At 64.3% G+C, this 12544-nt stretch carries 11 protein-coding genes; 5 read left to right on the forward strand and 6 right to left on the reverse strand.

Features of this window, described 5'->3' with window-relative positions:
* Positions 1-125 precede the first annotated feature (125 nt).
* On the forward strand, positions 126-860 hold the full coding sequence (locus ACZBJS_RS24535) for a HugZ family pyridoxamine 5'-phosphate oxidase (protein ID WP_316396544.1): 735 nt from the start codon (positions 126-128) through the stop codon (positions 858-860).
* Between the two features lie 912 nt (positions 861-1772).
* Complete coding sequence (locus ACZBJS_RS24540; RefSeq protein ID WP_316396546.1) at positions 1773-3389, forward strand: phosphoenolpyruvate carboxykinase; 1617 nt, start codon at positions 1773-1775, stop codon at positions 3387-3389.
* Positions 3390-3658: 269 nt separating this feature from the next.
* Here ACZBJS_RS24540 and rocF read toward each other — a convergent pair whose 3' ends face one another.
* The 3 genes from rocF to ACZBJS_RS24555 form a co-directional block, all read right to left on the reverse strand.
* Positions 3659-4636 carry an arginase gene (gene rocF / locus ACZBJS_RS24545; protein ID WP_076831116.1) on the reverse strand — a complete coding sequence of 326 codons (978 nt, stop codon included), beginning with the start codon at positions 4634-4636 and terminating at the stop codon, positions 3659-3661.
* 102 nt (positions 4637-4738) lie between these two features.
* Positions 4739-5560: an acyl-CoA thioesterase gene (locus ACZBJS_RS24550; protein WP_316396549.1), complete on the reverse strand. Its 822-nt coding sequence runs from the start codon at positions 5558-5560 to the stop codon at positions 4739-4741.
* A gap of 134 nt (positions 5561-5694) precedes the next feature.
* Positions 5695-8214 carry a glycogen/starch/alpha-glucan phosphorylase gene (locus ACZBJS_RS24555; protein ID WP_463439402.1) on the reverse strand — a complete coding sequence of 840 codons (2520 nt, stop codon included), beginning with the start codon at positions 8212-8214 and terminating at the stop codon, positions 5695-5697.
* A 292-nt stretch (positions 8215-8506) separates the two neighbouring features.
* Between ACZBJS_RS24555 and ACZBJS_RS24560 the strand changes: the two genes are divergently transcribed.
* Positions 8507-8740, forward strand: coding sequence for a hypothetical protein (locus ACZBJS_RS24560; protein WP_057019498.1), 234 nt, complete (start codon positions 8507-8509; stop codon positions 8738-8740).
* Positions 8741-9020: 280 nt separating this feature from the next.
* On the opposite strand, the gene ACZBJS_RS24565 is transcribed toward ACZBJS_RS24560, so the two are convergent.
* Positions 9021-9311 (reverse strand): GIY-YIG nuclease family protein, encoded by a 291-nt coding sequence (locus tag ACZBJS_RS24565; RefSeq protein WP_168858359.1) that lies wholly within the window; start codon positions 9309-9311, stop codon positions 9021-9023.
* Between the two features lie 186 nt (positions 9312-9497).
* Between ACZBJS_RS24565 and ACZBJS_RS24570 the strand changes: the two genes are divergently transcribed.
* Positions 9498-9929: a hypothetical protein gene (locus ACZBJS_RS24570; protein WP_016843277.1), complete on the forward strand. Its 432-nt coding sequence runs from the start codon at positions 9498-9500 to the stop codon at positions 9927-9929.
* Between the two features lie 107 nt (positions 9930-10036).
* Here ACZBJS_RS24570 and ACZBJS_RS24575 read toward each other — a convergent pair whose 3' ends face one another.
* Complete coding sequence (locus tag ACZBJS_RS24575) at positions 10037-10834, reverse strand: DUF2865 domain-containing protein (RefSeq protein ID WP_316396552.1); 798 nt, start codon at positions 10832-10834, stop codon at positions 10037-10039.
* Positions 10835-11030: 196 nt separating this feature from the next.
* Positions 11031-11594 carry an orotate phosphoribosyltransferase gene (gene pyrE / locus ACZBJS_RS24580; protein WP_057019495.1) on the reverse strand — a complete coding sequence of 188 codons (564 nt, stop codon included), beginning with the start codon at positions 11592-11594 and terminating at the stop codon, positions 11031-11033.
* 214 nt (positions 11595-11808) lie between these two features.
* Here pyrE and ACZBJS_RS24585 point away from each other — a divergent pair, with 214 nt between their 5' ends.
* Complete coding sequence (locus tag ACZBJS_RS24585; protein WP_057019494.1) at positions 11809-12435, forward strand: glutathione S-transferase family protein; 627 nt, start codon at positions 11809-11811, stop codon at positions 12433-12435.
* The last annotated feature ends 109 nt before the right edge of the window (positions 12436-12544 follow it).

The raw sequence follows: 12544 nt of genomic DNA on the forward strand, positions 1-12544 counted from the left end.
TCCGCAAAAATCCGCTTCTGCGACCCACGCGATGGGTCCCCATATAGCACCCTTAGACCATGAGAAAAGGCCCTTTTTTCATAGGGAACCCACCCGATTCGCCCATAAAATGACCCGATAGGCCCATGCAACCGACCGCCGCCTTCGATCCAGCCCACCTTGCCCGCTCGCTGCTCCGCCGCAGTCGCCAGGGCGCCCTCGCCACGTTGATGGCCGGCACCGGCGATCCCTATTGCTCGCTGGTCAATCTGGCCAGCCATCCCGACGGCTCGCCGATCCTGCTGATTTCCCGGCTGGCGCTGCATACCAAGAACATCCTGGCCGACAGCCGGGTGTCGCTGATGCTGGACGAGCGCGCCGAGGGCGATCCGCTGGAGGGCGCCCGGATCATGCTGGCGGGCAAGGCGGAAGAGGTCGGGGAGGCCGGGCGGGAGCTCGTCCGAAGGCGCTATCTCGCTGCCCATCCGTCAGCGGAAGCCTTTGTGGAATTTAAGGATTTCTCGTTCTTCCGGATCAAGCCAAGCGGTGCCCATCTGGTCGCCGGGTTCGGCCGCATCGTGGACCTCAAACCCGCGCAATTCCTGACCGATCTCGGCGGAGCCGAGGCGCTGCTCGAAGCCGAGCCCGGCGCGGTGGCGCATATGAACGAGGATCACCGCGAGGCCATGAACCTTTACGCGACGCGGCTGCTCGGCGCGGAAAGTGCCGAATGGCTCTGCACAGGCTGTGATCCGGATGGCATGGACATGCAGGCCGGCCGCGACACGCTGCGGCTGGATTTCCCTGAGCGCGTCACCACCGGCACCGAGCTGCGCAAGGTGCTGGTGCGGCTCGCCGGCGAGGCGCGCGCCAAGGGATAGCAAGGATAGGAGAAAGACCTGTCCGCACGGCGGCGCTGCGGCCGTGGCGAGGCATGGTGTCGCATGGCTGCGGCGGCGCGATTGCGCGATCGCCGAGGTGAAGTGTCCTTCAGCCGCGCGTCGCTTCCTGCTTGCGTAAGGTTTGACAGCGCGATCATTTCGCGCCGGCGTGTCTCGTCATCGCCTTGTTGGCTCGATCCGCGTGCAAGAATATCTGGCGCTGCTGCATCGGAAAATCATCCGGATCGCGATGTCGACCGATGACGCGCGCGCGTGCGACGCGCTGATTGCGTTATCATCGATCGCCAGGGTCAGCGATCGCCTCGCCGCCGTTGCGGAACGTTCACCGCAGTTGAGCGTTGTATCAATCGGGCTTCGACGAAGGTGTGTTGAGCGCAGTCGAAACTGCTCATCAGCAGCTTCTCACTTGCAGCTCAATGCCGATCAGGTGGTGCCGCGTGCAACACGATGGTCATGCTCGGCTCTGCAGCGCTGCGTCAACGCGCGGCGGCTCATCTCAACGATACATCCTCAGCGCGAAATGCATACCCGGCATTCTCCGCGCCGTCCGCCTCGATCGGCGAACGCGCCGCCCGCCGGCTGGCACTTTTTGTGCATCGCAAAGCTCCGTGCGCGATGGGAAAGGCGATGAAACGTCGCCCGACTGCCGGCAAAACAACGAGAAAACGAAAGCAAGACGAAAGGGTTTCGCGCTGCGGTACTTGCGCCAGATGATGGGCCTGCCTTGGAATCAGCCAAAAGCCGTTCGATTGGCTTGGCAAGCTTGGCGATCCCCACTATTAGGTCGCCGGACCGAAGCCGAGAGGCTATATTCTGATCACGGTCACCGCGGCGGGGCGCGATTGGCGACATTCGCGCGAACAAGGATACGCGGGTTCGAGGAGGTTCTTCGTGCAAGAGACGGGCGTACATAACGGTGCCTTCGGCGCCGACAAATTCGGCTTAAAAAATCTCAAGGGCGTGCATTGGAATTATGGCGCACCCCAGCTTTACGAGCATTCGCTGCGTAGCGGCGAAGCGGTGCTGTCGGCCGATGGCGCGCTTTGCGCGGACACCGGTGTGTTCACCGGGCGCAGTCCGAAGGACAAGTTCACGGTCCGCGACGATCTCACCGACAAGAACATGTGGTGGGCCGGCAACCAGTCGATCACCTCGGAGCAGTTCGCCATGCTCCATGCCGACTTCCTCAAGCATGCCGAAGGCATGACGCTGTTCGCGCAAGATCTCTATGGCGGCGCCGATCCGAAGCATCGCATCAAGACCCGCGTCTTCACCGAGCTTGCCTGGCACTCGCTGTTCATCCGCACGCTGCTCATTCGTCCCGAGGCGTCGGAGCTCGCGAGCTTCGTGCCCGAACTGACGATCATCGACCTGCCGAGCTTCCGCGCCGATCCGAAGCGTCACGGCTGCAAGTCGGAGAACGTCGTCGCGATCGATTTCGCCCGCAAGATCGTCCTGATCGGCGGCTCGCAATATGCCGGCGAGATGAAGAAGAGCGTGTTCACCACGCTGAACTATTACCTGCCCGAGAAGGGCGTGATGCCGATGCACTGCTCGGCCAATGTCGGCTCCGACGGCGACACCGCGATCTTCTTCGGCCTGTCCGGCACCGGCAAGACCACGCTCTCGGCCGATCCCAAGCGCACGCTGATCGGCGATGACGAGCATGGCTGGAGCGAGGACGGCGTCTTCAATTTCGAAGGCGGCTGCTACGCCAAGTGCATCAAGCTGTCCGGCGAAGCCGAGCCGGAAATCTACGCCGCCAGCAAGCGCTTCGGCGCGGTGCTGGAAAACGTCGTGCTCGGCGCCAATGATCGCGTGCCCGATTTCGACGACGGCTCGAAGACCGAGAACACCCGCTCGGCCTATCCGCTCGATTTCATCCCGAACGCTTCGCGCACCGGCTGCGCACCGCATCCGAAGAACGTCGTGATGCTCGCCGCCGACGCCTTCGGCGTGATGCCGCCGATCGCCAAGCTGACGCCGGCGCAGGCGATGTATCACTTCCTGTCCGGCTACACCGCGAAGGTCGCCGGCACCGAGCGCGGCCTCGGCAACGAGCCGCAGCCGGAATTCTCCACCTGCTTCGGTTCGCCGTTCCTGCCGCGCGATCCGTCGGTCTACGGCAACATGCTGCGCGAGCTGATCGCCAAGCACAGTGTCGATTGCTGGCTGGTCAACACCGGCTGGACCGGCGGCAAGTACGGCACTGGCCGCCGCATGCCGATCAAGGTGACCCGCGCGCTGCTCACCGCGGCGCTGAACGGCTCGCTCCGCAACGCCGACTTCCGCACCGACAAGTATTTCGGCTTCGCGGTGCCGACCTCGCTGCCGGGCGTCGAGCCGCACATCCTCGATCCGATCAAGACCTGGGCCGACAAGGTAGAGTTCGACAAGACCGCGCGTGCGCTGGTCGGCATGTTCCAGAAGAACTTCGCCAAGTTCGAAGCGCAGGTCGACGCCGAAGTCCGCGCCGCCGCGCCGGAAGTGAAGCTGGCGGCGGAGTAGTTCGCGCAAGCGATACGCGATTTGAAAAGGCGGCCCTCGTGGCCGCCTTTTTGATTTTTACGCAGTCAACGAAGCGCGCACCTTCTCGATCCGGCAAGCTGAGCAGCCAACGGCGCCACATACTCCAGTGTCGTCCCGGCGAAGGCCGGGATCCATACTCCGCAGCGGATGTTGTGGTTGGGACTCGTCATTCCACCGATGCGCAACAATGACCATCGGTGGTTATGGGTCCCGGCTTTCGCCGGGACGACATCGCGCGTGTTGCTCCACTACTCCCCCATCTCCGGCAGCACCGCGTTGCTCGGCGTCTGCCGGTCGGTGATCTGCAGGCCGAACAGGCTGCCGATCAATTCGACCGCGACACGCGCGGTGCGGCCGCGCTCGTCGAGGAAGGGATTGAGCTCAACGATGTCGAGCGAGCGCACCAGCCCGGAATCGTGCAGCAGCTCCATGATGAGATGGGCTTCCCGATAGGTCGCGCCGCCGGGCACCGTGGTGCCGACGCCGGGCGCCACCGCCGGATCGAGGAAGTCGACATCGAACGAGACATGCAGCACGCCGTTCTTCGCCCTGACGCGTTCGATGACGCGGCGCGTGAGCACGGCGACGCCGAACTCGTCGATCTGGCGCATGTCCGCGATCGACACATTACGCTGCCGCAGCAGCTTGCGCTCCAGCGGATCGACCGAGCGCGTGCCGATCAGGTCGAGCTGATCAGGCGGGATCGAGGCGCGCGGCAGTCCGCCGAGCAGATCGTCGAGACCGGGCTCGCCGCATAGGAACGCGGCCGACATGCCGTGCATGTTGCCGGTGATGGTGGTGGCCGGCGTGTTGTAGTCAGCATGCGCGTCGACCCACAACGCAAACAGCGGCCGGCCCTTTTCCTGCCAGTAGCGCGCGACGCCGTTGATCGACCCCATCGACAATGAATGATCGCCGCCCATAAAGATCGGGATCGCGCCGGAATGCGCCAGCCAATAGGCGCGCTCGGAGAGCGCGCGGGTCCAGGTCTTCACCTCGTCATAGAACCTGGTGTTGGCCGGCACCGGGCCGTCGGCGACCACGGCGGGGATCGCAAGGTTGCCGTGATCATCGACCTGGAAGTCGAGCTGCTCGAGCAGGCGCGCGATGCCCGCGGTGCGCAGCGCGTCCGGTCCCATCAGCGGGCCGGCCTGCGATGCGCCGATCTCGATGGGAACGCCAAGCAGGGCGATGCGCGAGGGCTTTGACGTGTCGGCTTCGGACATGCAGCAGTGCTCCCAAAGGTGTGGAACAGAAGCGACGTGCCAATGTTCCCTCAACCCTTGAAATAGGCAATGCGGTCGTAACAGACCAATGTGGATATTTGGCTACGCCTTGAAATAAGCGATCTGCGTCGTGGTCGCGAGCAGCCGGCCGGACGGCGACCACAATTCGCCCTGCTGGTCGCCGTAGCTCTTGTGGAAGCTCTTGGCGTCGGCGGTGGCGAGCACGCGGGTGGTATCCTCCGCGTCCAGGTCGGCCGCGTCGGCGTGGAAATAGGTGGTCAGCGACACGGTGCCGAACGGCACCAGTTCGTGCCTTGCGTGGAAGACGCGGCCGAAGAACGCGTCCGACATCGACATCAGCGACAGCGCATCGAGCTTGCGCGGCACACGGTCGGCGATCCAGAGCTTTGAATACGGGCTCGACGGCTGTTTCGCGCCGCCGCCCCGGGCGAACTTCGGCTCGCCCTCGGCGAAGCGGAAATCGTACTGGTTGGCCCAGGTCATCTTGAGCTTTGGAAAGGACCGCAGATGTTCGAACGGCACGGCGCCCGGAAACCCGGCCGGTTGGTGCGACCAGGACGGGCGGCGCTCGGCGAACACGGCGGTCGCCAGTGTCGCGACCTCGCCGCCGCCCTGCGTCATGTCGACCGACCAGTGCTGGCTCGAGCGGTTGGCCTTGACCAGGCGGACATCGAGATCGAACGCGCCCTCGGCGACCGGCGCGCAGTAGTTGACCGTCAGCGCCAGCGGATCACCCGCGCGCTGCGGATGCTGCATCAGCGCGCGCAGGATGGTCGCGGCCGTGCAGCCGCCGAACGGGCCGACGAACGCCCAGTAATCGGGACTGGTCCGTCCCTGCCAGCGGCTGTCGCCGGCGGTCACGGCGGTGGCTTCATCGAAAAGGTGCGGGGTCTTGGTGAGCATGCAGGTCTTTCAATATCGACTGGCGCTTCCGTATCGCCATACGCAATGACGAGCAATGACGTTCGTCATGCAATATCGCGAGCATTGCGCTGATTTCAATGACGTCGGGCGTAATCGATTTCCGCGTCCCGGGATTATCCCTTCGCCTCGCGCTGGTTGCCGAGCTGCGGCGAGGCACCCGGATGCATCGGCACGTGCCAGATGTCCTCGGCATATTCGCGGATGGTGCGGTCGGAGGAGAACCAGGCCATGCGCGCCACATTGAGGATCGAGGCGCGGGTCCATGCCGGCGCTACCATCCAGCGGGCGTCGATGCCGCGCTGCGCGTCGTAGTAGGAATCGAAATCGGCCGAGACCATGTAGTGGTCGAGGTAGCGCAGCGCGTGCCCGATCGAGGCGAAGCGTGCGGGATCGCCGGGCGAGAACTCGCCGCTCTCGATGGCGCGGATCGCGCGCTCCAGCCGTGGCGATTTGCGGATCGCATCGCTGGCGTCCAATCCCTGCTTGCGGCGGACCATGACGTCGCCGGCCTCGAGGCCGAAGATCGCGATGTTCTCCTCGCCGACATTGTCGCGAATCTCGATATTGGCGCCGTCGAGCGTGCCGATCGTCAGTGCACCGTTCAGTGCGAGCTTCATGTTGCCGGTGCCGGACGCCTCCATGCCGGCGGTCGAGATCTGCTCGGAGAGATCGGCGGCCGGAATGATCACCTCGGCGAGGCTGACATTGTAGTCGGCGAGAAAGGCGACCTTCAGCCTGCCGCCGAGCGAAGCGTCGTTGTTGACGACCTCGGCGACGTCGTTGATCAGCTTGATGATCAGCTTGGCGTAGCGGTAGCTCGCCGCCGCCTTGCCGGCGAAGATTTTCACGCGCGGCACCCAGTCGCGCCGCGGATCGTCCTTCATCGCGTGATACAGCGCGATCGTCTCCAGGATGTTGAGCAGTTGCCGCTTGTATTCGTGGATGCGCTTGATCTGCACGTCGAACAGCGCCGACGGGTCGACCTTGATGTGGTTGCGCTCGCCGATCAGCCTTGCCAGCGCCAGCTTGTTGTGATGCTTGACGTCGCGGAAGCGCTTCTGGAACTCCAGGTCGCTCGAATGGGTCTCGAGCCGCTCGAGCAGCGAGAAGTCGTCGAGCACGGCCTCGCCGCAGGCTTCGCGCAGCAGCGCGGTCAGCCGCGGATTGGCCAGCATCAGCCAGCGGCGGAACGTGATGCCGTTGGTCTTGTTGGTGATGCGCGACGGATAGAGATGATGCAGGTCGTGGAACACGGTCTCCTTCATCAGGTCGGAATGCATCGCGGAGACGCCGTTGATGCGGTGCGAGCCGACGAAGGCGAGCTGGCCCATCCGCACGCGGCGGCCGCTGCGCTCGTCGATCAGCGAGACCGAGGCGCGATACTCGATGTCGCCGGGGAAACGCTCCTCGGCGAGCGCGAGATGGGCCACATTGATGCGGTAGATGATCTCGAGATGCCGCGGCAGCAGCCGCTCGAACAGTTCGACCGGCCAGGTCTCGAGCGCCTCGGGCAGCAGCGTGTGGTTGGTGTAGGACAGGGTCGCGACCGTAATCTTCCAGGCCTCGTCCCAGCGGAAATTGTGCAGGTCGACCAGGATGCGCATCAGCTCGGTGACCGCAAGGCTCGGATGGGTATCGTTGAGCTGCACGGCCGCCTTCTGCGCAAGATTGCGCAGGCCGCCGTCGGAGGCGAGATGCCGCTTGACGAGATCCTGCAATGAGGCCGAGACGAAGAAGTATTCCTGGCGCAGCCGGAGCTCGCGGCCCGCCGCGCTCTCGTCGTTCGGATAGAGGAATTTGCAGATCGCTTCCGCGCGCGCCTGCTCGGCGCTGGCCGAGACGTAGTCGCCGGTGTTGAAGACGTCGAGCTCGAGCGGATCGGGTGCATGCGCCGACCACAGGCGGAGCGCGTTGACGTGCTGGCCGCGCCAGCCGACGATCGGCGTGTCATAGGCCATGGCCTCGACGGTTTCCGCCGGATGCCAGGTGGCGCGGTCGCGGCCGCGCTCGTCGACATGCTCGACATTGCCGCCGAAGTGAACGTTGTAGACCACCTCCGGCCGCTGGAATTCCCAGGGATTGCCGAAGGCGAGCCATTCATCGGGATATTCCTGCTGCCAGCCATGGTTCATGATCTGGCGGAACAGGCCGAAATCGTAGCGGATGCCGTAGCCGGTCGCGGGGATCGCCAGCGTCGCCATGCTCTCCATGAAGCAGGCCGCAAGCCGGCCGAGGCCGCCATTGCCGAGCGCCGCATCCGGCTCGCATTTGCGCAGGTCCGAAAGATCGACGCCGAGGTCGCCGAGCGCCGCCTCGAACAGCGGCAGCAGTCCCATATTGTTCAGCGCGTCGGTGAACAGGCGGCCGATCAGGAACTCGAGCGAGAGATAATAGACGCGCTTGGCGCCGGCGTCGTAGCTCTGCTTCTCGGCCGTCAGCCAGTGGTGCACGATGCGGTCGCGCAGCGTCAGTGCCGCGGCCTTGTACCAGTCGCGTCTGGTCGCAACGGTGGCGTCCTTGCCGATCGCAAGCCGGAGCTTGGCCAGGATCGCGCTCTTGATCTCGGTCAGCGCCAGCTCGTCGATCGGCTGGTTCAATGCCGGGTAGTTTGTCTGTTCCTGCAACGCGCCCAATCCCTGCCGTTCAACCGGAACATGATGCGGTGATGCGCATCATGACCCCATCTCATTGGTGGAGCATGGTTCCCCGGAAATCCCGGTTCCGCGGCCTTCCGATTACGCTCCAGCGCAATGATACCCGCCTTGCATGGCAATCGAAACCGTCAGGGACGGTGCCATACACAGCGCTGCCGTGATTTTATGCAAGGACCGGGCCGCTTCGGGAACCTTCCGGACCAGCCGTCATGGGTGCTACGATGGCGCTGCAGAAGCCGGGATTTCGCGACAATTGACCGGAGGATGCGTGATGAGACTCTTGATCGAAATCGCGGCCGCGGCGTTGCTCGTGGTGTGCATCACGGCGACCAGCGCAGCCGATGCCGCGGGCAGACCGGGCCGCAGCGCCGACGGCCTGAATTGCGGCTTCAGCGTGGCGCAGAACGCATCGCCCGCCGCGCGCTGTGCCGCCATCAAGCGGCAATGCGGCGGCAAGTTCTACGCAAATGCCTGCGGCGACAAGCTGCTCTCGGCGATGAATTGAGCGGCCGCGCAACGCGCTTTCACGCTCAATCGGGACACCGTGGTGATACGGATTTCCAAGCCTTAACGGAGCCTTTACAAACACAGCTGTCGCTCGTGGGGCGGGCACATTTTTCAGCTCCGACGCATTTCATTCCGAAGCCATTTTCAACGGGCCGCTGACCTGGTCAGCGGCCCGAATTGCTTTTTGGGGCCTTTCATGGCCACCGTTTTTTCATGAGGCGAAGACAGTCACCGCAATGCGTCGCCCCGGCGAAGGCCGGGGCCCATAACCACAGCCGTCAGAGAAGATGGGACAGGTCGCCCCACTCCGGATTGTCTTTCTCGATCAGGCGAATCTTCCAGTCGCGGCGCCATTCCTTCAGCGCTTTTTCCCGTGCGATCGCTTCCTGCGGTGTGACGTAGACCTCCACGTAAACCAGTCGCGTGACGCCGTATTTCTTGACGAACTGTGAGCCGTGTCCAGAGCGGTGAAGCGTAAGCCGATTGCAAAGATCGTTGCTGACGCCGACGTAGAGTGTCCCATGGCGGCGGCTCGCGAGAATGTAGACGTAATAGACTGCGGTATTCATTTCGGGGCACCGATCACGTGAGATGTCCGATAGCGGTGGTTATGGGCCCCGGCCTTCACCGGGGCGACGTCTACTGATAGCATCAGAACGAATTAAGAACACTTTAGCAAGTCTTTGATATATCATTGTGATTCGGCGGCTGCGCCGACACAATATCTATGGTCTTTCAGTCTCTGCGAGGACTACATGTCCACCATCGCCTTCGATCAATTCGCCCTGACCCGGATTGCCGATTTCGCGCGGTCGCTGTCGCGGCTGCACCAGGCCTCGCGCCGCCAGCCGATCGACGACGACCAGCTCGATCGCGAGTTCAACGCGGTCTGCATGTCGATCTGGGGCTACACCACGGATGATTTCAGCGACGAACTGTTCTCGGACGAGGATCACGCCTGGCTCGACTCGCTCGATGAAGCGCATGCGCGGATCTTCGCCGGCGAGCAGGGTTATGATCTCGTCGACGACCACGGCATGCTGACGGACTGGTGGGGCTATTGCTGGATGATCCTCGCCGAGAAGCGCGGCATCCTCAATCCGGAGAACCGCGCGGCCGCGCGGGCCGCGATCGAGGAGAAATACATGGCCGCGCCGAACGTGATCGGCGTGATCGTGGCGCGCTGATAGTTGTCGCGATGTCATTCCGGGGCGATGGGAAGCATCGAACCCGGAATCTCGAGATCCCGGGTCTGGCGCTTACGCACCATCCCGGAATGACGGGCTGACGCCCGTCAGTTCACTTCGGCGCGCCTTGCCGGCTTCGCGGCGTTGCCCTTCGGCGCAACAGACGACGGCGGCGACGGCGCGACATCGCTTCTGGTTTCCGGCAGCGGCGCGTCGCCGGCGATCTCGGCGCTGACGGGGGCGACCTTCATTTCGCCGAGCCGCGCGCGGACCGCCGAAGTCAGTCCGGGATAGGAGGCAACCGGCGTGAAGTCGAACGACTGCTCGTTGCCGACACGGATGCCGGTATAGGCGACGAGGCCGTCGGTGGTCGCGATCACGTCGCCGGCGCGCAGCGAGGCATCGAGCGCGAGGTCGACCGGCGCAAGCCCTGCCGGGTCGCGGCCATTGCAGGTGCAGTCGGCGCGCAACGCCTTGCGATAGGCGAAGGCGTTCTCGCTGTCCGCGTAGCGCTCGCCCGTGCTCGACGCGGAGCTGTCGATATGGCTGCCGTAATAGACCTTGGTCGCGCTCGCCGGACAGAACGCTTGGCAAAGCTGCGCCGGCGTGGCGTTGCCGCGCATCGTCAGCGGAAAATACTTGCCGTCGCAGCTGCGCACGCAATACGCCGGTCCGGAACCGGCCACGCGCGGCGCCGAGATGGGGGCGGACGGCTGCCGTTCAGCCTGCTGATTGAGGCCGAACGGATCGGCGAAGAAATTGGCCTGCGGCGGCGCCTGCCGACCCTGTTGCTTCTGGGAACCGCCGAAGAAGAAGTCGAACAGCCCTTCGGCCGATACAGGCGCGGGCACCACCAGGACGGAACCCGCAAAGGCTGCGGCGCCCAGCATCACGCGGCGCCGCATGCGCCGATCACTCAACTCTGTACGCAACGCCAACTCCACCCGACGCGCCACGGCGACAAGCTGCCCCGGCGGCTTCACCCTAGTGCGCGATGGTAAACGAGCGATTGATTTGGGGTGACGGCGTCACACGAAGGCGAGGTCGCGCGAACCGCCCCATCCACCTCGCCCCGCTTGCGGGAAGAGGGAGGGAATAAACTCAGTCCTTCAGGAACTCGCCGGCCTTGTACAGCGCGCGGAATTGGAGCCCGGCTTCGGCGAACGTCTCGGTGGCGCCTTCCTCGCGGTCGACCATGGTGAAGACCAGGGCGATCTCGCCGCCGGCCTCGCGCACGGCTTCCACCGCCTTCAGCGCCGAGCCGCCTGTCGTGGTGACGTCCTCGACGATCACGATCCGCTTGCCCGCAAGGCTCTCGCCCTTCGCCAGCCCTTCGACGGACAGCTTCGCGCCGTGCTCCTTCGGCTTCTTGCGCACGAAGAACGCCGCGATCGGGTGGCCCTTCAGCCAGGACAGTTGCGCGATGGCGCCGGCGAGCGGCACCGCGCCCATCTCGAGCCCGCCGACGAAATCGAGCTTGTCATCCTTCAGCGCTTCATAGGTGAGCTCGGCGAGCAGCGCCGCGCCCTCGGGATCGAGCATCGTCGGCTTCAGGTTGAAATAGAAGTCGCTCTTGCGGCCCGACGCCAGCGTGATCTCGCCGCGGCCGAACGAGCGCTTGCGGATGATCTCGGCGAGGCGGGCGCGGGAGGCTGATTTGGACAAAGACTTTTTCCCTTGAGGGTTTGAGGCGGGCGGCAATCTATCCACGCTTACCGGCACATTCCAGCGTGGAAATCGGGCCGTCAACAGTGCCCAAGCCGCGATTTCCGCGGGCGTGCTTTCCGCAAAGCGCGGTTGTGCGGCCGTTCCGTTCCCCGTAAGCAGGCGCCAAACACTCGGCCGAACACTTGCCCAAACACTTGCACGGGAAGCGGAAATGACCATCGAGCTGCACACCTGGAACACCCCCAACGGCCGCAAGATCTCGGTGGCGCTGGAGGAAATGGGGCTGCCCTACAAGGTGATCCCGGTCAACATCAGCAAGGGCGAGCAGATGGCGCCCGCCTTCCTCGCGATCAGTCCGAACAACAAGATCCCGGCGATCGTCGATCCGGATGGGCCGGGCGGCAAGCCGGTTAGCATTTTCGAGTCCGGCGCGATCCTGCTCTATCTCGGCGAGAAGACCGGCAAGTTCCTGCCGAAGCCGCTGGCGGAGCGGATCCCGGTCTATGAGTGGCTGATGTGGCAGATGGGCGGCTTCGGCCCGATGCCGGGCCAGGTGCACCATTTCATCGCGCTGGAGAACGAGCAGGACCGCGCCTACGGCCTGAAGCGCTACATGGCCGAGACGCGGCGGCTCTACGGCGTGCTCGACCGCCGGCTTCAGGAGCGCGAATTCGTCGCCGGCGATCTCTCGGTCGCCGATTTCGCCATCCTCGGCTGGGCCTGGCGCCATCCGCGCCACAAGGTCGAGCTATCAGACTTCCCCAACGTCAAGCGCTGGTACGAGACGCTGATGGCTCGCCCGGCGACGAAGCGGGGCATGGAGGCGAAGCTGGATTGATCTTCTCCCTCGCCCCGCCCTTGCGGGGAGAGGGGTGGGGTGAGGGGCTATCTCCCCGATAACGGTGGGAATTGAATTTGCGGATGCGCCCCTCACCCGGCGCTACGCG

It is taken from the genome of Bradyrhizobium sp. KZN70725, assembly GCF_055264925.1.